Raw genomic sequence first — 22,398 nt, forward strand, 5'->3', positions numbered from 1 at the left:
TCGTTCTCAAACAGGTACGACAGTCGTGAAAATTCTCGTTGATGAAAATATGCCTTACGCCCGCGAATTATTTAGCCGCCTGGGTGAGGTAAAGGCAGTGCCGGGTCGCCCGATCCCCGTTGAAGAATTGAACCATGCCGATGCGTTAATGGTGCGTTCGGTCACGAAAGTGAATGAATCGCTGCTGAGCGGCACGCCGATTAACTTCGTTGGTACTGCTACGGCAGGCACCGATCATGTGGATGAGGCATGGCTGAAGCAGGCGGGCATCGGTTTTTCAGCCGCGCCCGGCTGTAATGCTATCGCCGTGGTGGAGTATGTGTTTTCCGCGCTGTTGATGCTGGCCGAACGTGACGGCTTTTCGTTACGCGATCGCACTATAGGGATTGTCGGCGTGGGTAACGTCGGAAGCCGGCTACAGACCAGGCTTGAAGCGTTGGGTATCCGCACGTTGCTGTGCGATCCGCCACGCGCCGCACGCGGGGACGAGGGTGATTTTCGTACGCTGGATGAGCTGGTGCAGGAAGCGGATGTCCTGACTTTCCATACGCCGCTCTATAAAGACGGACCGTACAAAACGCTGCATCTGGCCGATGAGACGCTGATCCGTCGACTGAAACCCGGCGCCATTCTCATTAACGCCTGCCGCGGTCCGGTGGTGGATAACGCCGCGTTGCTGGCGCGACTTAATGCCGGGCAGCCGCTGAGCGTGGTGCTTGATGTGTGGGAGGGCGAACCGGATCTTAACGTCGCGCTACTGGAAGCCGTGGATATCGGCACGTCGCATATTGCCGGCTATACGCTGGAAGGCAAAGCGCGCGGCACCACCCAGGTCTTTGAGGCGTATAGCGCGTTTATCGGTCGCGAGCAGCGTGTCGCGCTGGAGACATTACTGCCTGCGCCTGAGTTTGGTCGTATTACGCTTCATGGCCCGCTGGATCAACCGACGCTGAAAAGACTGGCGCATTTGGTGTATGATGTGCGCCGCGACGATGCGCCGCTGCGTAAAGTCGCTGGAATTCCGGGTGAATTTGATAAATTGCGTAAAAATTATCTTGAGCGCCGTGAATGGTCGTCTTTATACGTGATGTGTGACGACGAAACGGCAGCCGCCTTGCTGTGTAAGCTAGGTTTTAACGCTGTTCATCACCCGGCACATTAATGTCTTCTTAATGCTCCCTGTCGAATAATGCGACAGGGACGCTTATGTATTTCTGGAGTAAATCACCATGTCTGAAGGCTGGAACATTGCCATTCTGGGCGCAACGGGCGCCGTAGGCGAAGCCCTGCTTGAAACACTGGCTGAACGCCAGTTCCCGGTCGGTGAAATTTATGCGTTGGCGCGTCATGAAAGCGCCGGCGAGCACCTCCGTTTTGGTGGCAAGTCGGTCATTGTCCAGGATGCGGCGGACTTTGACTGGACGCAGGCACAGTTGGCGTTTTTCGTTGCCGGCGCAGAGGCATCGGCTGCCTGGATAGACGACGCGACCAATGCAGGTTGCCTGGTGATAGATTCCAGCGGTCTGTTCGCGCTGGAGCCTGATGTGCCGCTGGTCGTGCCGGAAGTTAACCCGTATGTACTGGCGGATTACCGCAACCGTAACGTGATTGCGGTCGCCGATAGTCTGACCAGTCAACTGCTGGCGGCGCTCAAGCCGTTAATCGATCAGGGGGGACTGTCGCGTATTGCCGTCACCAGTATGTTATCAGCGTCCGCGCAGGGGAAAAAAGCGGTCGATGCGCTGGCTGGACAGAGTGCGAAGCTGCTTAACGGCATACCGATTGATGAAGATGATTTCTTTGGCCGCCAGTTGGCGTTCAATATGCTGCCGCTGCTGCCGGATCGGGAAGGCAGCGTGCGCCAGGAACGTCGTATCGTCGATGAAGTGCGTAAAATTTTGCAGGACGATGGCGTGATGATCTCCGCCAGTGTCGTGCAGTCGCCGGTGTTCTATGGCCATGCGCAGATGGTGAGCTTTGAAGCGCTCCGTCCGCTGGCGGCGGAAGAGGCGCGCGAGGCATTTTCCCGCGGTGAAGATATCGTACTGTCAGAAGAGACGGATTACCCGACGCAGGTGGGCGACGCTTCCGGCAATCCACAGCTTTCTATTGGCTGTGTGCATAATGATTACGGTATGCCGGAACAAATTCAGTTCTGGTCAGTGGCGGACAACGTGCGTTTCGGCGGCGCGCTGATGGCCGTTAAAATTGCGGAGAAGCTGGTGCAGGAGTATCTGTACTGATGTCCGGACAGCAATCATCGCCGGTCTATAAAATTGCGCTGGGTATTGAGTACGACGGCAGCAAGTATTATGGCTGGCAGCGTCAGAATGAAGTGCGCAGCGTGCAGGAAAAGCTGGAAAAAGCGCTCTCGCAGGTGGCAAATGAACCTATTAACGTGTTCTGCGCCGGGCGTACCGATGCCGGCGTTCACGGCACCGGGCAGGTTGTCCATTTCGAAACGACCGCATTGCGCAAAGATGCGGCATGGACGCTGGGGGTAAATGCGAATTTGCCTGGTGACATTGCCGTGCGCTGGGTGAAAACTGTACCGGATGATTTTCACGCGCGATTTAGCGCTACGGCTCGCCGTTATCGCTATATCATCTACAATCATCGACTGCGTCCTGCGGTGTTAGCAAAAGGCGTGACGCATTACTATGAGCCGCTGGATGCAGAGCGGATGCATCGCGCGGCGCAGTGTCTGCTTGGCGAAAATGATTTTACCTCGTTTCGCGCAGTGCAGTGCCAGTCGCGCACGCCGTGGCGTAATGTGATGCACATCAACGTTACCCGCCACGGCCCTTATGTGGTGGTCGATATCAAAGCGAATGCCTTTGTTCATCATATGGTCAGGAATATTGTCGGCAGCCTGCTGGAAGTAGGCGCTCACAACCAGCCGGAGAGCTGGATCGCAGAGCTGTTAGCGGCCAGGGACAGAACGCTGGCGGCGGCAACGGCGAAGGCGGAGGGGCTATATTTGGTTGCGGTGGATTACCCTGACCGGTTTGACCTTCCAAAACCGCCAATGGGCCCGCTATTTCTGGCGGACTAATCCGAATCGTACACCCGAAACGTGTCGGGTAGAAAGGCAAAGACAAATATGGACCTGATCTACTTTATTATTGATTTTATTCTGCACATCGATGTGCATCTGGCGGAGCTGGTCGCGGAGTACGGCGTCTGGGTGTACGCTATTTTGTTTTTGATTCTGTTTTGTGAAACCGGCCTGGTCGTCACGCCGTTCCTGCCGGGCGACTCGCTGCTGTTTGTCGCCGGGGCGCTGGCTTCGCTGGAAACCAACGATCTCAATGTGCATGTCATGGTGGCGTTAATGCTGATCGCCGCAATTGTTGGCGATGCGGTAAATTACACGATTGGTCGACTGTTCGGCGAAAAACTGTTCAGTAATCCGAATTCGAAAATTTTCCGCCGCAGTTACCTGGATAAAACCCACCAGTTTTATGAAAAACACGGCGGTAAAACTATCATTCTCGCTCGCTTCGTGCCGATCGTCAGAACCTTTGCGCCGTTTGTGGCAGGGATGGGGCACATGTCCTATCGGCATTTTGCCGCTTATAACGTCATCGGCGCGCTGCTGTGGGTGCTGCTCTTTACCTACGCCGGTTATTTCTTCGGTACGATACCGTTGATTCAGGATAACCTTAAGCTGCTGATTGTGGGGATTATCGTGGTTTCGATATTACCTGGCGTCATTGAGATTGTCCGGCATAAGCGCGCTGCGTCGCGTGCCGCAAAATAGAAAGTAACTCAGCGGTTCGACCACTTTTTTATCCAAAGTTTCGGGCTGTTATGTTTTAATGTGCAACATTCATGGTCTGTTGGGGGCAAAAATGGCATTATGCGCCCCTTATAATAAAGCTGACTAAGGTTCAGGCAGAAAGGTCACCAATGAGCTGGATTGAACGAATTAAAAGCAACATTACTCCCACCCGCAAGGCAAGCATTCCTGAAGGGGTGTGGACCAAGTGTGATAGCTGCGGTCAGGTTTTATACCGCGCTGAGCTGGAACGTAATCTTGAGGTCTGTCCTAAGTGTGACCATCATATGCGCATGTCGGCGCGCAATCGCCTGCATAGCCTGTTAGATGAAGGTTCCCTTGTGGAGTTGGGTAGCGAGCTGGAGCCGAAAGACGTGCTCAAGTTCCGCGACTCCAAAAAATATAAAGACAGACTGGCGTCCGCGCAGAAAGAAACCGGCGAGAAAGACGCGCTGGTGGTCATGAAAGGGACGCTTCACGGTATGCCGGTTGTCGCCGCCGCGTTTGAATTCGCGTTCATGGGCGGCTCAATGGGGTCTGTCGTTGGCGCACGCTTCGTTCGCGCCGTTGAACAGGCGCTGGAAGATAACTGTCCGTTAGTGTGTTTCTCTGCTTCCGGCGGTGCGCGTATGCAAGAAGCGCTGATGTCGCTGATGCAGATGGCGAAAACCTCTGCTGCGCTGGCGAAAATGCAGGAACGTGGTCTGCCCTACATTTCGGTATTGACCGATCCGACAATGGGCGGCGTTTCCGCCAGTTTTGCGATGCTGGGCGATCTCAACATCGCCGAGCCAAAAGCCCTGATTGGCTTCGCCGGCCCGCGCGTTATCGAACAAACCGTTCGTGAGAAGCTCCCGCCAGGATTCCAGCGCAGTGAGTTCCTGATCGAAAAAGGCGCTATTGATATGATAGTCCGCCGCCCGGAAATGCGCCTGAAGCTGGCGAGCATTCTGGCGAAGCTGATGAATCTGCCCGCGCCGAACCCGGACGCCCCGCGTGAAGGCGTGGTGGTGCCTCCGGCGCCGGATCAGGAGTCTGAGGCCTGATAACTGAAAAGGGCAGGGCCGCAGGCTCTGCCCTTTTGCTTTTCACCGTAAAGAAGCAGCGGAATCAATGAAAAACAAATCTATACCTCAAGCTGCGTCGCCCCTGGCCTCGTGGCTTTCTTATCTGGAAAACCTGCACAGCAAGAGTATCGATTTAGGCCTTGAGCGCGTAAGCCAGGTGGCAGCGCGTCTGGACATCCTCAAGCCTGCGCCGTTCGTTTTTACCGTTGCGGGAACCAACGGCAAAGGTACGACCTGTCGCACGCTGGAGTCGGTGTTAATCGCGGCGGGATACCGTGTGGGCGTCTATAGTTCGCCTCATCTGGTACGTTACACCGAGCGCGTGCGCGTGCAGGGGAAAGAATTAGCGGAATCCGCGCATACCGCGTCCTTTGCGGAAATAGAAGCGGCGCGCGGCGATATTTCATTGACCTATTTTGAATATGGTACGTTGTCGGCATTGTGGCTGTTTAAACAGGCTAACCTTGACGTGGTGATTCTGGAGGTCGGGTTGGGCGGGCGCCTGGACGCCACGAACATTGTGGATGCCGATGTAGCGGTAATTACCAGCATCGCGCTTGACCATACTGACTGGCTGGGGCCGGATCGCGAAAGTATCGGCCGCGAGAAAGCCGGGATTTTTCGTGCGGAAAAACCCGCTATCGTCGGCGAACCGGAAATGCCGGCAACCATCGCGGATGTCGCGCAGGAGACCGGCGCGCTGTTGCTGCGTCGCGGCGTTGACTGGCGTTATGAGGTGACAGCGACCCACTGGGCGTTTACCGATGGCGACGGCACGCTTGCCGGACTGCCGTTGCCGCAGGTTCCCCAGCCGAATGCCGCCACCGCTCTGGCCGCGCTGCGCGCCAGCGGGTTGAACATTGACGAACAGGCGATTCGCGACGGTATTGCGCAGGCTACCTTGCCGGGACGTTTTCAAATCGTGAGTGAGTCGCCGCGCGTTATCTTTGATGTCGCCCATAATCCCCACGCGGCGGAATACCTGACGGGTCGTCTGAAAATGTTGCCGAAACGCGGGCGCGTGCTTGCGGTGATTGGTATGCTGCATGATAAAGATATCGCCGGCACGTTAGCCTGGTTGAAAAGCGTGGTTGACGACTGGTATTGTGCTCCGTTAGAGGGGCCGCGCGGCGCGACGGCGGAACAACTTCTGGAACATCTGGGGAAAGGGAATGTCTATGATAGCGTCGCGCAGGCATGGCAGGCCGCTATCGACGCGGCGCAGCCAGAAGATACCGTGCTGGTGTGCGGATCATTCCACACCGTCGCACATGTTATGGAAGTGATAGACGCGGGGAGAATCGGTGGCGAGTAAGTTTCAGAATCGTTTAGTCGGCACGATTGTGTTAGTCGCGCTGGGGGTTATTGTGCTTCCCGGTCTGTTGGACGGACAGAAAAAGCATTATCAGGATGAATTTGCTGCGATTCCACTGGTACCGAAGCCTGGCGACCGCGATGAGCCGGATATGATGCCAGCCGCAACGCAGGCGCTGCCGACACAGCCGCCGGAAGGGGCGGCTGAAGAGGTGCGGGCGGGAGATGCGGCAGCGCCATCGCTGGACCCGTCGCGCATGGCGTCTAACAATGTCGAGCTTGATCCGATACCGGTGGAGACGCCTAAACCGAAGCCGGTTGAAAAGCCGAAGCCGCAGCCTAAACCGCAACAGCCGGTTGTCGCCGCTTCCACGCCGACGCCCGCGCCGCAACCAGTTGCCGACGATAAACCTGCGCCGACCGGCAAAGCCTATGTCGTACAGTTGGGCGCGCTGAAAAATGCGGATAAAGTCAACGAGATAGTCGGCAAGCTTCGTTCCGCCGGGTTCCGGGTTTATACTTCCCCCTCAACGCCGGTACAGGGTAAAATAACCCGTATTCTCGTTGGGCCGGATGCGTCGAAAGATAAGATGAAAGGATCGCTTGGCGAGCTCAAGCAGATTTCCGGGTTAAGCGGCGTGGTGATGGGATATAGCCCGAACTAAGGCGCGTTTTGCCTGAGCGCGCAGCGTTAAGGCCTACGGTGTTCACCTGGTAATAGCCGAAGTTCTGTAGGCTGGATAAGGCGTTTACGCCGTCATCCGGCAGAAGGAATAAACCTGGTATCCTGCGCTTATCAGGCCGATGGCAGCTCTTCTGGTCGTGCCCGAAGAGATAAAAAGTGTGATGGCGTTGAATATTTTTTCAGCGCCATTTTTATTTACGCGTGGGAAGGAAATCCCTACGCAAACGTTTTCTTTTTCTGTTAGAATGCGCCCCGAACAGGACGACAGGGCGTAAAATCGTGGGACATCTATGGTCTGGATTGATTACGCCATTATCGCGGTGATTGCTTTTTCCTGTCTGGTTAGCCTGATCCGCGGCTTTGTTCGTGAAGCGTTATCGCTGGTGACGTGGGGTTGTGCTTTCTTTGTCGCCAGTCACTACTACACTTACCTGTCTGTCTGGTTTACGGGCTTTGAAGACGAACTGGTTCGTAATGGGATTGCTATCGCGGTACTGTTTATCGCGACGCTTATCGTCGGCGCTATCGTGAATTTTGTGATAGGTCAGCTAGTAGAAAAGACCGGCCTGTCGGGAACTGACCGGGTGTTGGGGATCTGTTTCGGCGCACTGCGAGGCGCGCTGATTGTCGCCGCCATTCTGTTCTTCCTTGATACCTTTACCGGCTTGTCGAAAAGCGAAGACTGGAGCAAATCGCAGCTCATCCCGCAGTTCAGCTTCATCATCAGATGGTTCTTTGACTATCTGCAAAGCTCGTCGAGTTTCTTGCCCAGGACGTAACAGGTTCTGAGATGTGGCTTAACGAGGAAAATGACGTATGTGCGGTATTGTCGGTATCGCCGGTGTTATGCCGGTCAACCAGTCGATTTATGACGCGTTAACAGTGCTCCAGCATCGTGGTCAGGATGCTGCCGGTATCATCACCATTGATGCTAATAACTGCTTCCGCTTGCGTAAGGCAAACGGGCTGGTGAACGATATTTTTGAAGCTCGCCACATGCAGCGTTTGCAGGGCAACATGGGGATCGGCCATGTGCGCTACCCTACCGCAGGCAGCTCCAGCGCTTCCGAAGCGCAACCTTTTTACGTTAACTCGCCGTATGGCATCACGTTGGCCCATAATGGCAACCTGACTAACGCGCACGAGCTACGTAAAAAGCTGTTTGAAGAAAAGCGCCGTCATATCAACACCACCTCCGATTCCGAAATCCTGCTCAATATTTTCGCCAGCGAGCTCGACAACTTCCGTCACTATCCGCTGGAAGCCGACAATATTTTTGCCGCGATTGCCGCGACTAACCGTCAAATCCGCGGCGCCTATGCCTGCGTGGCGATGATTATCGGTCACGGTATGGTGGCTTTTCGCGATCCGCACGGCATTCGCCCGTTAGTGCTGGGCAAGCGTGACGTTGGCGATGGTCGTACGGAGTATATGGTCGCTTCTGAAAGCGTGGCGCTGGATACGCTGGGCTTTGAATTCCTGCGCGATGTCGCGCCGGGCGAAGCTATCTATATTACCGAAAAGGGGCAACTGTTCACGCGCCAGTGCGCGGATAACCCGGTCAGTAACCCCTGTCTGTTTGAGTACGTTTATTTTGCTCGCCCGGACTCCTTTATCGACAAGATCTCCGTCTACAGCGCTCGTGTGAATATGGGCACCAAACTTGGCGAAAAAATCGCTCGTGAATGGGAAGATCTGGACATCGACGTCGTGATCCCTATCCCGGAAACCTCCTGCGATATCGCACTGGAAATTGCCCGTATTCTCGGCAAGCCGTACCGCCAGGGATTTGTCAAAAATCGTTACGTGGGACGTACCTTTATCATGCCGGGCCAACAGCTACGCCGTAAATCCGTGCGCCGTAAGCTCAATGCTAATCGCGCGGAATTCCGCGATAAGAACGTCCTGCTGGTGGATGATTCCATCGTGCGTGGCACCACATCAGAGCAGATCATCGAGATGGCCCGGGAAGCCGGCGCGAAGAAGGTTTATCTGGCGTCCGCCGCGCCGGAAATTCGTTTCCCCAACGTCTATGGCATTGATATGCCGACCGCCAATGAGCTGATCGCGCATGGTCGCGAGGTGGATGAGATTCGGCAGATCATCGGCGCAGACGGGCTTATCTTCCAGGATCTGAACGATCTGATCGAAGCCGTACGCGCGGAAAATCCGGATATCCAGCAGTTTGAATGTTCGGTATTTAACGGGGTATATGTCACCAAAGACGTAGACCAGCAATACCTCGACTTCCTGGATTCATTACGTAATGACGACGCCAAAGCGGTGCTGTTCCAGAACGAAATGGAAAACCTGGAAATGCATAACGAAGGCTAATGGCTTTGCCAGCGGCGCAATGCCGCTGGCCGATGTCAATTACGCACCACGCCGAAGCGAATAGCGTATTTTTGTACTTTGTACTGTAACGTGGTGCGCGATACGTTAAGGCTGCGGGCCGCGGCGGCAATATTCCCCTGATGCGTATCCAGCGCGGTTTCTATTAAATGCCTTTCGTAGTTGGCAACCCGTGCCTCCAGCGACCCTTCATACTGCGGATCGGGTGACGAGGGAAGGTGATTTTCCGGCGCGGTTTCCGGTACGCCTAAATTTAACTCGTCCTGTTCAAAAATGATGTGTTTCAGCAGTCCGTCTTTTTCCTGCATGATCATGCTGCGGACAATCGCGTTTTCCAGCATCCTGACATTACCCGGCCAGGCGTGATTGAGCAGATCAGCACGCGCCGTCTCGCTTAGTCCGTGAATGTCCTGCGGCACATCATTACGGTATTTATCAATAAAATAATTCGCCAGTAAGGGAATATCTTCCGGGCGGGCGCGCAGCGGCGGTAGCGTCAACATTCCAACGCTCAACCGATAAAAAAGATCTGCCCGCAGACGTTCTTGTTGAATTAATTTGACGGGCGCTTCGTTCATGGCGGCAACGATCCTGACATCAGAATGGAGTTGCTGTTGTCCGCCGAGCCGCCAGAAGGTTTTATCCTGCAAGAATCGCAGCAGCTTACTTTGCATTTCTATCGGCATGGCGTTCAGCTCATCAAGAAAGAGCGTTCCCCCGTTTGCCAGTTCCAGATAGCCCTGGCTATTTTCCGCGCCGGTATAGGCGCCGCGCACGGTGCCGAAAAGCGTACTTTCGATAAGCGTAGGCGGTAGGGCGCCGCAGTTCAGGGCGATAAATGGCTTATTCGCCCGCTTGCTGCATTGATGGATCAGGCGGGAAAATAGCTCCTTACCCGTTCCCGTCTCCCCGACAATCGTCACCGGAATATTACTGGCGGCCAGCCGCTTGGCTTTGGCGATATTACTGAGCATTTCCGGGTTTTCGGTAATAATGGCATGGTGCTTCTCATGGTGATCGGCATACAGCAGTTGGTTCAGTTCTACCACCTGCTCCTGGAGCCGCCTGACGCCGGACATATTCCTGCCGATTTCGATAACGCCGACCATGCCGCCATCGCTTGCATAGAGCGGCGCGGTGGTGTGCTGATAGTCAACGGCCTGGCCTCGCGCATTGTAATAAATTTGATAATGGCCAATGTATTCCACGCCTTTTTTTAACGATGAAAGCATCGTACTTTGCGTCTCTTTCATGCCCGGATAGACATCCAGCATATGTTTTCCCATTGCCCGTTCAATACTGTAGCCGTCCAGATCCGCGCTTTCCTGATTGTAGTAAACGTATTCACCACGCTCATTAATGACGGCCAACGGCTGATGAATCAAATCGAAAAAGCGGGAAAACATCCTGAGCGCCGAGGCCAGTTCCTGATTGGTGGATGCCATACACGCATTCCTCATATCTATTGTTCATGTTGTCATTATAAAAGTGACGAATTTTCGTCGTTGTGATGAATAACAAACTCAATGACGAAAATGAGAAAAAGCTTATTTTTATAAGCAATTGATTATTTTGATAAAAAATAGTGGCATGCCTTTTGCTTTATCCCTGTAAAGAATGCGGATTTTTACCATAAACATTAAGCAGAGGGCGTTATGACTGACTCGATTATGCAGAATTACAACCAGCTACGTGAGCAGGTAATCAACGGCGATCGCCGTTTCCAGCACAAAGACGGTCATTTGTGTTTTGAAGGGGTCGATCTGGACGCTCTGGCGCGCCAGTACCCCACGCCGTTCTATGTGTTTTCTGAGCCGGAGATTATTCGTAACATTCATGAAATCCAGCAGGCATTTGCGGCGCATAAAAATACCAAAACCTTCTTTGCGTCAAAAACCTGCTCGGTCATGGGGGTGTTGAAAGCCATTCGTGACGCCGGAATTTGCGCGGAGGCAAACTCACAATATGAGGTTCGCAAGTGTCTGGAGATAGGCTTTCGCGGCGATCAGATCGTCTTCAACGGCGTGGTGAAAAAGCCTGCCGATCTGGAGTATGCCATCGCTAACGATCTGTATCTTATTAATGTTGATAGCCTGTATGAGCTGGAACATATTGATGCCATCTCTCGCAAGCTGAAGAAAGTCGCCAATGTTTGCGTCCGCGTAGAGCCGAATGTTCCCTCGGCGACGCATGCGGAACTGGTTACCGCTTTCCATGCGAAGTCGGGTCTCGACCTGGAACAGGCGGAAGAAACCTGCCGCCGCATTCTGGCAATGCCTTATGTGCATTTGCGCGGCTTGCATATGCATGTGGGTGATCAGGTGCCGGAGTCAGAGCCTTTCGCAAAAGCGACTAAAGTGCTGGTGGATGAATCCCGTCGTCTGGAAGAGGTGCTCGGTATTAAATTTGATTTGATTAACGTGGGCGGCGGAATTCCGGTTCCCTATAAATATGACGACGAGAATGGCGACCCGTTAAAAGATAATATGTATGCCGGTATTACCGCCCAGGATTTTGCCGATGCGGTCATTCGCGAAGTGCATAAATGGCGTACCGATGTGGAAATATGTATTGAACCTGGACGTAAAGTGACCGGGTCGGCGGCGGTGTTACTGACGGAAGTCTCCTGCGAAAAACGTAAAACAAATTACGATCTTAACGGCAATGTGGAATGCCACGTTGAATGGAAATTTGTCGACGCCGGTTACAGCGTACTTTCTGACAGCCAGCATTTTGACTGGTTCTTTTATGTCTATAACGCCTCTCGCATGACGGCAGCGCACGACGCCTGGATAAAATTAGCCGGGCCGCTGTGTGATGGTGGAGATTATTTCCACATGGGAGTGAAAGGCGAAGAGTTTTTACTGCCGAAGGAGACTCATGTTGGCGATATTGTCGCGTTTCTTGATGCCGGGGCATACACCATTGAAAGTCAAACCGTTTATAACAACCGTCCGCGCACGGGCGTGGTGATGATCGATAAAAATGGTGAGACGCGTCTGATTCGTCGGGAAGACAGTTACGAAGATATGGTCAAGTACGACATTTATTAATACTGTTTTGGGCTTCAGTTTTATGCTGAAGCCCGTCGTCAGATGATAAGAAGAGGGCAGTGATGCCTGAATGCATAACAGGAGATGGCCATGAGTAACACGAATTCTGGCTTACTTGGCATCAAAGACATTGTCTTTATGAATGTCATCGCTATTCTGAGTTTGCGGCAAATCCCTAACGTGGCGCCTTACGGGGCATCGGCCATGTTGTTATGGGTGATAGCCGCATTCTGTTTGTTTTTTCCTTTAGCGATGGTATGCGGCGAGCTGTCAACCGGCTGGCCGAAAGATGGCGGGATATTTGTCTGGATTAAAGAGGCATTTGGTAAACGTATTGCATGGATTGTCGTGGTTTGTTTTCTCTTTTCCTGCGTACTGTTTTTCCCATTAATGCTGCAATTCGGCTTTACCGCGTTGGGCTATATGATCGGCGGCGGCCTGGCGGAAAATAAAGCGTTTATCGGTATTGGTTCCGCGGTAATTTTCTGGCTATTAACGCTGATGAATATCCGCGGGATGGAATGGACAAAAATTATTAATAGCATCAGCGCCTGGTGCGGCGTATTTATTCCCTCCGCCATCCTCATTTTACTGGCGGTGGTATGGCTATGTACCGGACACCAGATGCAGACGGACTACACTACAGCGAAAAACTGGATTCCGGATCTCGGACACTGGGATACGATCGTTTTCTTATCCAGCATGATGTTTGCGTTTGCCGGACTGGAGGTCGCCCCGATGATTGCCGGGCGTACCCGTAATCCACAGCGTGATTTTCCGCGAGCGATGGCCGTCTCCGCCGCCGTTATCGTTGGGATCTATATGGTCGGTACCTGGGCGCTAAACACGCTTTTACCCGCCGGGAAAACCGACATTGTGGCAGGCGTCATGCAGGCTATGCATGCTGCTGCGGACACGCTGCATATGCCGTGGTTAATTCCTGTTATGGCCATCTGTATGTTTTTTGGCGCTCTCGGGCAAATTAACTCCTGGCTGGTGGGGCCGATTTATATGCTCCAGGAAGCCTCGCGTGAAGATAATCTGCTGGGGGACCGAATCGGCAAATTACATCCGGTGTGGAAAACGCCCGCCTTTGCCTTGACTGTACAGGCGATTATTGTCACGGTCCTGTGTTTTTCGACTTTTATTTCGCCAAGCGTTGCGGCGGCTTACTGGATGTTAACGGCGCTAACGACCATCACCTATTTTATTCCTTATCTGGTGATGTTCCCGGCGTTCTGGCGTTTACGTAAGACTCAGCCGGATACGCCAAGAAGTTTTAAAATTCCGGGCAAGGTTTTACCGGCTATTTTACCCGCGCTGGGCTTTCTTTCTATCGCCTTTGCCGTTGCGCTGTTATTTATTCCGCCTTCTCAAATTGATATGGGCGGATATTTCCAGTACGCCGGGAAAATTATTGGCGGAGCCGTGCTGGCGGTTGTCGTCGCGGAGTACATTTACCATCGGGCGCAGAAACGTAATGCCCGTTTAAGCATGGCGGGAGGAAAATAAAATGTATATGCCAGTTCTGGAAATAAATCTACGCAAGCTGGAAGAAAACGCCCGCATGGAAAAAGCTCTGCTGGCAAGCAGCGGTATTGACGTGATGGCTGTCAATAAAGTTTTTGACGGCTGCGTGGAAACTGCACAGGCGGTGTTCAACGGCGGAATTACCGTTATTGCTGAATCACGAACCTATAATTTGAAAAAAATACGCGAGACAGGATGTACGACTTGCCTGTTACGCAGCCCGTGTCTGAGTGAAATCGAAGATGTGGTGCGCTACGCGGATATTAGTTTAAATAGCGAGCCGGTGGTATTACGGGCATTATCGCAAGAAGCCCAACGCCAGGGGAAAACGCATCAGGTATTACTGATGGTGGATATGGGCGATTTACGCGAGGGTATCTGGTTTGGTGAATATCAACGCATTCTTGAGACCGTGACTCTGATTACTGGTCTGCCTGGTCTGGAATTATATGGACTGGGCACCAACTTTAATTGTTACGGCACCGTGTTGCCAACGGTAAAAAATGGCGAGGATTTTCTGGCGCTGGCCGCCCGGCTGGAAGCCGACAGCGGTATTCCTGTCCGGCGGCTTTCTGCGGGAAACTGCACCAGCTATCACCTGCTGGATAAAGGTATCTGGCCGCAGGGGCTGAATCATCTGCGCATCGGCGGACTGCATGAATTCGGCATTGAATATGTGGACATGAAATACCTGAATGAATTTCACCACTCCGCAAAACCGGTCGATAAAGCCTGTTCCGATATGTATATCCTGGAAGCGGAAATCATCGAACTGAACAGTAAACCGACCGTCCCGGTCGGGGAGCTGGGCGTCGATGCCTTTTTGCAAAGTAAAACCTTTGTCGATCGTGGCATACGCCGACGCGCATTGCTGGCGTTTGGTCGCCAGGATGTGCCGTCGGATAACTGTGTGCCATGCGACGACGCTATCACTATCTTAGGGCAAACCAGCGATCATACGCTGGTGGATATTGAAGATTGTCGTCAGTCGCTAAAAGTAGGCGATGTGGTTCGCTTTGAGCTGGATTATACGGGCCTGTTAATGGCCTGCCAGACCAAAGGCGTCGCCTGGAGGTTTACGCGTTAACGCATAACCGCCGCGGCTATGTCGCGGCGGCATCTTTGACCTCACGAAAGACAGGGAGTAACGATGGATACCCTGCAACAATCTCCGCCAGCAGAGCCTGAAGGCGGTCTGCGGCGTAACCTGAAGAAGCGGCACCTGCTGATGATGTCGCTGGGCGGCACGATTGGCACCGGCTTATTTATCGGCATTGCCGAACCGTTAAGCAGCGTCGGGCCGGCGGGAACCTTACTGGCCTATCTGTTTGCCGGAACCATTATGCTGGCGACGATGATGTGTCTTGGCGAATTATCATGCGCCTTTCCTCACTCCGGTTCATTTCAACATTACGCGCTGATGTTTATGCCGTCACCTTGCTGGAGCTATACCATTGGCTGGCTTTACTGGTTTAGCTGGGTCTTTTCCCTGGCGGCCGACCTCACTGCCGCAGGGTTTATTGCTCACCAGTTTTTCCCCGCGGTTCCGGTATATATGTTCTGCCTGGCGATTCTGCTTATCCTGACGGCCATCAATCTTACCTCCGCAAAAAGTTTTGGCGAATGCGAATACTGGCTTTCGGCCATTAAGGTTTTCGCGATCGTGCTGTTTATCTGCGCGGGCGGGGTCATGATCTACTCGCTAATGGGCCATAGTGGCTGGCACCCGACATTAAAAGCAGACGGAATGTGGTTTCCCCACGGTTGGGAGCAAATTGTGGTCTGTATGACGATCGTGATTTACTCCTTCCAGGGGGTGGAACTGGTAGGAAATGCGGCAGGGGAGACCGAATCGCCGCACATTATTTTACCGAAAGTGATCCTGGGGATCGGTCTCAGAATCATTTTGTTTTACGGCCTGGCGATTGCGGTGCTGGCGCTGGTCTATCCGCATGAACTGACGCCAAATGGACAAAGTCCCTTTGTATGGGTATTCTCCCACGCGGGCATTCCGGGGGCGGATACGCTGATGACGCTGGTGATCTTTTCCGCCGCGGTTTCTGCCGCTAACTCGGCCATTTACGCCAGTTCGCGTATGCTGTGGTCTATGGCGGGCGATCGCTTTGCGCCAGCCTGCTTTGGTAAAACGAACGGCGGCGGCGTGCCGGTGTATGCTATTTTAATCACGGCCTTGCTGGCGTTGGTGTCGTTGCTGACCCGCTATATTCCCGCACAGCAATTTTATTTATATCTGATCGCCAGTACCGGGCAGGTGGGTTGCCTGGCATGGATAACCATTGGATGGTGCCAGTATCGCTTCCGACAATCGGTGCGTAATGGAACGTACGCCAGCGATTTGCTACGCTATCGATCGCCGCTTTTCCCCTGGACGGCCCGATTTGTCATTATCACCAATTTTGCCATTATGGTCGGCACCTGGTTTAGTGAGCAAGGGGTAGTGATAATGTTGGTTGAGCTGGCTTTTATGATAGGGATTCTTTTGTCATGGTATCTCTTCAGACCCACTTTGAGCCGATTACGTAACACAGTGGGATGAACGGCGCTCGTAAACGGTAAGAGAACATGAAACGACTCATTGTAGGAATTAGCGGCGCCAGCGGAGCGATTTATGGCGTGCGCTTATTACAAATTTTGCGCGATGTCGATAGCGTGGAAACGCATCTGGTGATGAGCCAGGCGGCCCGGCAAACGCTGGCGCTGGAGACCGATTTTTCGCTGCGCGAGGTGCAGGCGCTGGCCGATGTGACGCACGATGCGCGCGACATTGCCGCCAGCATTTCCTCGGGCTCTTACCCGACGGCGGGAATGGTTATCTTGCCTTGTTCGATTAAAACGCTGTCGGGGATTGTCCACAGTTATACTGACGGACTGCTTACCCGCGCGGCGGATGTGATATTAAAAGAGCGGCGACCTCTGGTGCTGTGTGTGCGCGAAACGCCGCTGCATATCGGGCATTTGCGTTTAATGACCCAGGCCGCTGAGATAGGCGCGGTGATTATGCCGCCGGTTCCGGCTTTTTATCATCTTCCTCAGACGTTAGATGATGTTATAAATCAAACGGTTAACCGAGTTTTGGATCAGTTTGATATCCCCCTTCCGCACGATCTTTTTGTTCGCTGGCAGGGCGCATAGCGTTGTCTGTTTAGCGTGCATTATTGTCCCTGTTGCCCTGTTTCAGGGCAATTTTGTAACCGCGATCATATCCTCAACATTTAATTCGTTAAAAGCCGTCGAAACGCTGCGGTTCAACCGTCATACCTGCTATCTTCAACATCAGGACAATATTGCAACGTTTTATTAACAAATTTAACGTCGAATCGTTTTGCTGACGTGAAAATGGCATAAGACCTGCATGAAAAAGTCTGCAAACACACAACACCACGTAAAACATAAGAAAATGACGCCACTTGAGGGGTATGTATGAAGAAGACCGTTCTCGCTTTGTCTTTGCTGATAGGTCTGGGCGCGACGGCGGCCAGTTACGCCGCGCTCCCGCAAACGGTTCGTATTGGAACAGATACCACCTACGCGCCTTTCTCATCAAAAGATGCCAAAGGCGAGTTTATTGGCTTTGATATCGATCTCGGTAATGAAATGTGTAAGCGTATGCAGGTGAAATGTACCTGGGTCGCCAGCGACTTTGATGCGCTTATTCCCTCACTAAAAGCGAAAAAAATTGATGCCATTATTTCATCGCTCTCTATCACCGATAAACGCCAGCAAGAAATTGCGTTTTCCGACAAACTTTACGCGGCGGATTCACGCCTGATTGCGGCAAAAGGGTCTCCCATTCAGCCGACGCTGGAATCGCTGAAAGGCAAGCATGTCGGCGTGCTGCAAGGGTCCACGCAAGAGGCTTACGCCAATGATAACTGGCGCACTAAAGGTGTGGATGTGGTGGCTTATGCTAACCAGGATCTTATCTATTCCGATTTAACCGCCGGTCGTCTGGATGCCGCATTGCAGGATGAAGTCGCCGCCAGCGAAGGTTTCCTGAAGCAGCCAGCGGGCAAAGAGTATGCGTTTGCCGGTCCTTCCGTGAAGGATAAAAAATATTTTGGCGACGGGACGGGGGTTGGGCTGCGTAAAGACGATACCGAGCTAAAAGCCGCGTTTGATAAAGCGCTGACCGAACTGCGCCAGGACGGAACTTACGACAAAATGGCCAAAAAGTACTTCGATTTTAATGTTTACGGCGATTGAGGGAAGGGGATAACGCGCCGCGCTGGGGAACTATCACGGTGCAAAATAGATGTTTTGCACCTTTTTGGTGCATAAGCCGTTGCGGAACAGGCGCATAAATGCATACTTAATCGATTTTTATGCAAAATAAACCGGCTGACAAGGTAGAATGCTTTGCCTTGTCGGCCTGATTAATGGCACGATAGTCGCATCGGATCTGTAAAGATCTCCTGGAAAGACAGTCTGTTGAGGATAGTTATGAAAAAACTGGCGTTATCCCTTTCTCTGGTGCTGGCATTTTCCAGCGCTACCGCAGCATTTGCCGCTATTCCACAAAAAATTCGTATCGGTACCGATCCTACATACGCACCGTTTGAATCCAAAAATGCACAAGGTGAATTGGTCGGCTTTGATATCGATCTGGCCAAAGAGCTGTGCAAACGTATCAACACACAGTGTACGTTCGTGGAAAACCCGCTGGATGCGCTGATTCCGTCTTTAAAAGCGAAGAAAATTGATGCCATCATGTCCTCGCTGTCCATCACTGAAAAGCGCCAGCAGGAAATCGCGTTTACCGACAAGCTTTACGCCGCTGATTCCCGTCTGGTGGTGGCGAAGAACTCTGATATTCAGCCGACCATCGCGTCGCTGAAAGGCAAGCGCGTCGGCGTGCTACAGGGGACGACGCAGGAGACCTTCGGCAATGAGCACTGGGCGCCGAAAGGGATTGAGATCGTCTCTTACCAGGGGCAGGACAACATTTATTCCGATCTGACGGCTGGTCGTATTGATGCAGCGTTCCAGGACGAGGTCGCGGCCAGCGAAGGTTTCCTTAAACAGCCCGTCGGAAAAGACTATAAATTCGGCGGCCCGGCGGTGAAAGATGAGAAGTTATTCGGCGTAGGAACCGGTATGGGGCTGCGCAAAGAGGATAACGAGCTGCGCGAAGCGCTGAACAAAGCCTTTGCTGAAATGCGTGCTGACGGTACTTACGAAAAGCTGGCGAAAAAGTACTTTGATTTTGATGTTTATGGCGGTTAATCACCGTCGGTGCAGATAAAGCCCAAAGAATGTTGACTGTCTGCATTGCCTGATGGCGCTGTGCATGTCAGGCCTACGGAGCATCGTAGGTCGGGCAAGGCACAGCCGCCATCCGGCGTGATGTGAGGCAAAAATGCAAAAGAGGCTTCTTACTTCACCACACACAACAGGACAGGCTGCATGTTGTACGGGTTTTCAGGCGTAATTTTACAGGGCGCGATCGTCACGCTGGAACTGGCGCTCAGTTCCGTGGTGCTGGCCGTGCTTATTGGTCTTGTCGGCGCGGGGGCGAAGCTTTCGCAAAACCGGATAACGGGGCTTATTTTTGAAGGATACACCACCCTGATTCGCGGGGTGCCGGATCTGGTCTTAATGCTGCTGATATTTTACGGATTGCAAATCGCGCTTAACGTGGTGACCGATTCGCTGGGTATCGACCAGATAGATATTGATCCGATGGTGGCCGGTATTATCACCCTTGGTTTCATCTACGGCGCCTATTTTACCGAAACCTTTCGCGGCGCGTTTATGGCGGTGCCGAAAGGCCATATCGAGGCGGCGACGGCTTTTGGTTTTACCCACGGGCAAACCTTCCGGCGGATTATGTTCCCGGCGATGATGCGTTACGCCCTGCCGGGGATCGGCAATAACTGGCAGGTGATACTCAAAGCGACGGCGCTGGTGTCGCTGCTGGGCCTGGAAGATGTCGTCAAAGCCACGCAGCTTGCCGGTAAAAGCACCTGGGAGCCTTTCTATTTTGCTGTGGTCTGTGGACTTATCTACCTGGTATTCACCACCGTTTCCAATGGTGTGCTGCTCTTACTTGAGCGTCGCTATTCCGTGGGCGTGAAGAGGGCCGATTTGTGATTGAGATCATTCAGGAGTACTGGAAATCCCTGCTGTGGACGGATGGCTATCGTTTTACCGGCGTGGCGATTACGCTGTGGTTGTTAATTTCATCGGTGGTGATGGGCGGTCTTCTGGCAGTGATTCTGGCGGTGGGTCGCGTTTCCAGTAATAAATTCATCCGTTTTCCCATCTGGCTGTTTACGTATATTTTTCGCGGCACGCCGCTGTACGTACAGCTACTGGTGTTCTATTCGGGGATGTATACGCTGGAGATAGTCAAAGGCACCGATCTTCTTAACGCGTTTTTCCGCAGCGGACTGAACTGTACCGTACTGGCGCTGACGCTGAATACCTGCGCGTATACCACGGAGATTTTCGCGGGGGCGATTCGTTCGGTGCCGCACGGTGAAATTGAAGCGGCACGGGCCTATGGCTTCTCGTCATTTAAAATGTATCGCTGCATTATTTTGCCGTCGGCATTACGCATCGCCTTGCCTGCCTACAGCAACGAAGTGATTTTAATGCTGCACTCTACGGCGCTGGCGTTTACCGCGACGGTGCCGGATTTGTTGAAAATCGCCCGCGATATTAACTCAGCGACTTACCAGCCGTTTACCGCGTTTGGCATTGCCGCCGTGTTGTATTTACTCATTTCGTATGTCCTGATAAGCCTGTTCCGTCGGGCGGAAAGACGCTGGTTGCAGCACGTGTCCTCTAAATAATTCGAGTAACATGATGTCAGAAAATAAATTACACGTTATCGATTTGCACAAACGCTACGGCGGTCATGAAGTGCTGAAAGGGGTATCGCTGCAGGCCCGCGCCGGAGATGTGATTAGCATCATCGGCTCGTCCGGCTCCGGTAAAAGCACTTTTTTGCGCTGTATTAACTTCCTCGAAAAACCGAGCGAAGGCGCGATTATCGTGAACGGTCAGAACATTAATCTGGTGCGCGACAAAGACGGGCAGCTCAAAGTGGCGGATAAAAATCAGCTACGCTTGTTGCGTACCCGTCTGACGATGGTGTTTCAGCACTTTAACCTCTGGAGCCACATGACGGTGCTGGAAAATGTGATGGAAGCGCCGATTCAGGTACTGGGATTAAGCAAGCACGACGCGCGCGAGCGGGCGTTGAAATATCTGGCGAAGGTGGGGATTGATGAGCGCGCTCAGGGCAAATATCCCGTCCATCTCTCCGGCGGCCAACAGCAGCGCGTTTCTATTGCGCGCGCGCTGGCGATGGAACCTGACGTTTTACTGTTCGATGAACCCACATCGGCGCTCGATCCTGAACTGGTCGGCGAAGTGTTGCGCATCATGCAACAACTGGCGGAAGAAGGCAAAACGATGGTGGTGGTCACGCATGAAATGGGCTTCGCCCGCCATGTCTCTTCGCACGTTATTTTTCTGCATCAGGGGAAAATTGAAGAAGAGGGCGATCCGGAGCAGGTGTTCGGCAATCCGCAAAGCCCGCGTTTACAGCAATTCCTGAAAGGCTCGCTGAAATAAAAGAAGCCCGGCGGCGCATCGCTTACCGGGCAGGATACGGCGCTTTAGGAACTAGCGAATCACATCCGCCAGCGCCTCTTCTAAATCATACCAGCGAAATGCGAATCCGGCGGCTTCAAGCCGTTTTGGCAGCGCCCGCTGTCCGCCCAATACCAGCACTGACGACTCTCCCATCAATAAGCGAATTGCCGTCGCCGGAATGCGAATAATCGCCGGACGGCGCAGCGCGCGACCCAGCGCATGAGCAAAATGCTCATTATGGACGGGATACGGCGAGACCATATTGAAGGGACCGCGAAGATCGTTATCCAGCAGCCACAGGATGCCGTTGACCATATCGTCGATGTGAATCCAGGCCAGATATTGTCGACCATTACCCACCGGACCGCCGAGCCCGAGGCGAAACGGCGGAACCATTTTCCCCAGAATCCCGCCTTGCGGCGCCAGGACAACGCCGGTACGCAGCAGGCAGACGCGGGTCTGGTCGCTCTGCGCACGACAGGCAATCTGTTCCCAGCGGGCGCAAAGTTTATGCGTAAATTCGTTGTGCGGCGGCTCATCTTCAGTGACGACAACGTCGCCCAGATCGCCGTAATAGCCCGTGGCGGAGCCGGATATCAACACCGAGGGCGGCGTAGCGCTGGCATGAATTAAATCCACCAACTTTTGCGTGATAGCCCAGCGGCTTTGGCACAACCGTTCTTTTTGTTGCGACGTCCAGCGCTTGTCGGCAATCGGTTCGCCCGCCAGATTGATGATGGCATCAATCTCATTGAGGTGCTCACGTTCCGCCAGCCCTTTCCATAATGTCACTCTGGAATCGAGAATCTGACGCGCGTTATCGGGATTGCGCGTAACAACCGTCACCTGATGCCCCAGTGTTAACAGCCGGGGAATGAGATGACGCCCTATCAGGCCCGTACCGCCGGTAATCAGAATCTGCATATGACCTCCAGAGTAGGGAGGATTTCCTCTTCCCTAATGTCAGGTTTTTAATACGAATAAGGGTGCCGG

Annotated in this window: 21 protein-coding genes; 19 read left to right on the forward strand and 2 right to left on the reverse strand. The window is 53.1% G+C overall.

All coding sequences use genetic code 11. The annotated features are described in order from the left end of the window. Positions 1-25: 25 nt before the first annotated feature. The 9 genes from pdxB to purF all read left to right on the forward strand — a co-directional run bounded on the left by pdxB (position 26) and on the right by purF (position 9,181). On the forward strand, positions 26-1,162 hold the full coding sequence (gene pdxB / locus ACH0WD_RS13885) for a 4-phosphoerythronate dehydrogenase PdxB (protein WP_000699178.1): 1,137 nt from the start codon (positions 26-28) through the stop codon (positions 1,160-1,162). Between the two features lie 67 nt (positions 1,163-1,229). Then, the gene (locus ACH0WD_RS13890; protein ID WP_001289141.1) at positions 1,230-2,243 is read left to right on the forward strand and encodes an aspartate-semialdehyde dehydrogenase; all 1,014 of its coding nucleotides are present in this window, start codon (positions 1,230-1,232) and stop codon (positions 2,241-2,243) included. Then, positions 2,243-3,055, forward strand: coding sequence for a tRNA pseudouridine(38-40) synthase TruA (gene truA / locus ACH0WD_RS13895; RefSeq protein ID WP_000016631.1), 813 nt, complete (start codon positions 2,243-2,245; stop codon positions 3,053-3,055). Before ACH0WD_RS13890 ends, truA begins: the two co-directional genes overlap by 1 nt. Before the next feature lie 48 nt (positions 3,056-3,103). Beyond that, positions 3,104-3,763, forward strand: coding sequence for a DedA family protein (locus ACH0WD_RS13900; RefSeq protein ID WP_000364318.1), 660 nt, complete (start codon positions 3,104-3,106; stop codon positions 3,761-3,763). Positions 3,764-3,912: 149 nt separating this feature from the next. Continuing rightward, positions 3,913-4,827: an acetyl-CoA carboxylase, carboxyltransferase subunit beta gene (gene accD, locus ACH0WD_RS13905; protein WP_000118383.1), complete on the forward strand. Its 915-nt coding sequence runs from the start codon at positions 3,913-3,915 to the stop codon at positions 4,825-4,827. A 67-nt stretch (positions 4,828-4,894) separates the two neighbouring features. Then, complete coding sequence (gene folC / locus ACH0WD_RS13910) at positions 4,895-6,163, forward strand: bifunctional tetrahydrofolate synthase/dihydrofolate synthase (protein WP_000792271.1); 1,269 nt, start codon at positions 4,895-4,897, stop codon at positions 6,161-6,163. Next, positions 6,153-6,827, forward strand: coding sequence for a cell division protein DedD (dedD, locus tag ACH0WD_RS13915; protein ID WP_000157037.1), 675 nt, complete (start codon positions 6,153-6,155; stop codon positions 6,825-6,827). The genes folC and dedD overlap by 11 nt, the downstream gene beginning before the upstream one ends. A 310-nt stretch (positions 6,828-7,137) precedes the next feature. Further along, a complete protein-coding gene (cvpA, locus tag ACH0WD_RS13920; protein WP_000262102.1) occupies positions 7,138-7,626 on the forward strand; it encodes a colicin V production protein in 489 nt (162 codons plus the stop codon). Positions 7,627-7,663: 37 nt separating this feature from the next. Beyond that, a complete protein-coding gene (gene purF, locus ACH0WD_RS13925) occupies positions 7,664-9,181 on the forward strand; it encodes an amidophosphoribosyltransferase (RefSeq protein ID WP_000334205.1) in 1,518 nt (505 codons plus the stop codon). Positions 9,182-9,216: 35 nt separating this feature from the next. Here the strand turns inward: purF and ACH0WD_RS13930 are convergent, their stop codons facing one another. Beyond that, on the reverse strand, positions 9,217-10,644 hold the full coding sequence (locus ACH0WD_RS13930; RefSeq protein WP_000168922.1) for a sigma-54-dependent Fis family transcriptional regulator: 1,428 nt from the start codon (positions 10,642-10,644) through the stop codon (positions 9,217-9,219). Between the two features lie 210 nt (positions 10,645-10,854). Between ACH0WD_RS13930 and ACH0WD_RS13935 the strand changes: the two genes are divergently transcribed. From ACH0WD_RS13935 to hisP, 10 genes are all read left to right on the forward strand, one after another. Further along, positions 10,855-12,252, forward strand: coding sequence for an alanine racemase (locus tag ACH0WD_RS13935; protein WP_000132306.1), 1,398 nt, complete (start codon positions 10,855-10,857; stop codon positions 12,250-12,252). Between the two features lie 90 nt (positions 12,253-12,342). Further along, the gene (locus ACH0WD_RS13940; protein WP_000072512.1) at positions 12,343-13,764 is read left to right on the forward strand and encodes an APC family permease; all 1,422 of its coding nucleotides are present in this window, start codon (positions 12,343-12,345) and stop codon (positions 13,762-13,764) included. A 1-nt stretch (position 13,765) separates the two neighbouring features. Beyond that, positions 13,766-14,869, forward strand: a complete 1,104-nt coding sequence (locus tag ACH0WD_RS13945; protein WP_000281901.1) for an alanine/ornithine racemase family PLP-dependent enzyme — start codon at positions 13,766-13,768, stop codon at positions 14,867-14,869. A 63-nt stretch (positions 14,870-14,932) separates the two neighbouring features. After that, the gene (locus tag ACH0WD_RS13950; protein WP_000380358.1) at positions 14,933-16,339 is read left to right on the forward strand and encodes an amino acid permease; all 1,407 of its coding nucleotides are present in this window, start codon (positions 14,933-14,935) and stop codon (positions 16,337-16,339) included. A gap of 26 nt (positions 16,340-16,365) precedes the next feature. Beyond that, the gene (locus tag ACH0WD_RS13955; RefSeq protein ID WP_000825677.1) at positions 16,366-16,935 is read left to right on the forward strand and encodes a UbiX family flavin prenyltransferase; all 570 of its coding nucleotides are present in this window, start codon (positions 16,366-16,368) and stop codon (positions 16,933-16,935) included. Between the two features lie 288 nt (positions 16,936-17,223). Next, positions 17,224-18,006, forward strand: a complete 783-nt coding sequence (gene argT / locus ACH0WD_RS13960) for a lysine/arginine/ornithine ABC transporter substrate-binding protein ArgT (protein ID WP_000754423.1) — start codon at positions 17,224-17,226, stop codon at positions 18,004-18,006. Between the two features lie 237 nt (positions 18,007-18,243). After that, a complete protein-coding gene (gene hisJ / locus ACH0WD_RS13965) occupies positions 18,244-19,026 on the forward strand; it encodes a histidine ABC transporter substrate-binding protein HisJ (protein WP_000731865.1) in 783 nt (260 codons plus the stop codon). 180 nt (positions 19,027-19,206) lie between these two features. Continuing rightward, positions 19,207-19,893, forward strand: a complete 687-nt coding sequence (locus tag ACH0WD_RS13970) for a histidine ABC transporter permease HisQ (protein WP_000965495.1) — start codon at positions 19,207-19,209, stop codon at positions 19,891-19,893. Continuing rightward, the gene (hisM, locus tag ACH0WD_RS13975) at positions 19,890-20,597 is read left to right on the forward strand and encodes a histidine ABC transporter permease HisM (RefSeq protein WP_000569771.1); all 708 of its coding nucleotides are present in this window, start codon (positions 19,890-19,892) and stop codon (positions 20,595-20,597) included. Before ACH0WD_RS13970 ends, hisM begins: the two co-directional genes overlap by 4 nt. 13 nt (positions 20,598-20,610) lie before the next feature. Then, positions 20,611-21,384: a histidine ABC transporter ATP-binding protein HisP gene (gene hisP, locus ACH0WD_RS13980; protein ID WP_001293591.1), complete on the forward strand. Its 774-nt coding sequence runs from the start codon at positions 20,611-20,613 to the stop codon at positions 21,382-21,384. Between the two features lie 51 nt (positions 21,385-21,435). On the opposite strand, the gene ACH0WD_RS13985 is transcribed toward hisP, so the two are convergent. Then, positions 21,436-22,329, reverse strand: a complete 894-nt coding sequence (locus tag ACH0WD_RS13985; protein ID WP_001166274.1) for a TIGR01777 family oxidoreductase — start codon at positions 22,327-22,329, stop codon at positions 21,436-21,438. Between the last annotated feature and the right edge of the window lie 69 nt (positions 22,330-22,398).

The organism is Salmonella sp. 2020_1395, from assembly GCF_043848115.1.
In the GTDB taxonomy this organism is placed as follows: domain Bacteria; phylum Pseudomonadota; class Gammaproteobacteria; order Enterobacterales; family Enterobacteriaceae; genus Salmonella; species Salmonella enterica.

Excerpts from the sequence above, each read along its gene's own strand:
- ACH0WD_RS13935 (WP_000132306.1), top strand. The coding sequence starts at position 10,855 with ATGACTGACTCGATTATGCAGAATTACAACCAGCTACGTGAGCAGGTA.
- ACH0WD_RS13970 (WP_000965495.1), top strand. The coding sequence starts at position 19,207 with ATGTTGTACGGGTTTTCAGGCGTAATTTTACAGGGCGCGATCGTCACG.
- hisJ (WP_000731865.1), top strand. The coding sequence starts at position 18,244 with ATGAAAAAACTGGCGTTATCCCTTTCTCTGGTGCTGGCATTTTCCAGC.
- purF (WP_000334205.1), top strand. The coding sequence starts at position 7,664 with ATGTGCGGTATTGTCGGTATCGCCGGTGTTATGCCGGTCAACCAGTCG.
- ACH0WD_RS13985 (WP_001166274.1), bottom strand. The coding sequence starts at position 22,329 with ATGCAGATTCTGATTACCGGCGGTACGGGCCTGATAGGGCGTCATCTC.
- hisP (WP_001293591.1), top strand. The coding sequence starts at position 20,611 with ATGTCAGAAAATAAATTACACGTTATCGATTTGCACAAACGCTACGGC.
- argT (WP_000754423.1), top strand. The coding sequence starts at position 17,224 with ATGAAGAAGACCGTTCTCGCTTTGTCTTTGCTGATAGGTCTGGGCGCG.
- ACH0WD_RS13900 (WP_000364318.1), top strand. The coding sequence starts at position 3,104 with ATGGACCTGATCTACTTTATTATTGATTTTATTCTGCACATCGATGTG.
- ACH0WD_RS13940 (WP_000072512.1), top strand. The coding sequence starts at position 12,343 with ATGAGTAACACGAATTCTGGCTTACTTGGCATCAAAGACATTGTCTTT.
- ACH0WD_RS13945 (WP_000281901.1), top strand. The coding sequence starts at position 13,766 with ATGTATATGCCAGTTCTGGAAATAAATCTACGCAAGCTGGAAGAAAAC.
- accD (WP_000118383.1), top strand. The coding sequence starts at position 3,913 with ATGAGCTGGATTGAACGAATTAAAAGCAACATTACTCCCACCCGCAAG.
- ACH0WD_RS13930 (WP_000168922.1), bottom strand. The coding sequence starts at position 10,644 with ATGGCATCCACCAATCAGGAACTGGCCTCGGCGCTCAGGATGTTTTCC.
- cvpA (WP_000262102.1), top strand. The coding sequence starts at position 7,138 with ATGGTCTGGATTGATTACGCCATTATCGCGGTGATTGCTTTTTCCTGT.
- truA (WP_000016631.1), top strand. The coding sequence starts at position 2,243 with ATGTCCGGACAGCAATCATCGCCGGTCTATAAAATTGCGCTGGGTATT.
- ACH0WD_RS13950 (WP_000380358.1), top strand. The coding sequence starts at position 14,933 with ATGGATACCCTGCAACAATCTCCGCCAGCAGAGCCTGAAGGCGGTCTG.
- ACH0WD_RS13890 (WP_001289141.1), top strand. The coding sequence starts at position 1,230 with ATGTCTGAAGGCTGGAACATTGCCATTCTGGGCGCAACGGGCGCCGTA.
- ACH0WD_RS13955 (WP_000825677.1), top strand. The coding sequence starts at position 16,366 with ATGAAACGACTCATTGTAGGAATTAGCGGCGCCAGCGGAGCGATTTAT.
- folC (WP_000792271.1), top strand. The coding sequence starts at position 4,895 with ATGAAAAACAAATCTATACCTCAAGCTGCGTCGCCCCTGGCCTCGTGG.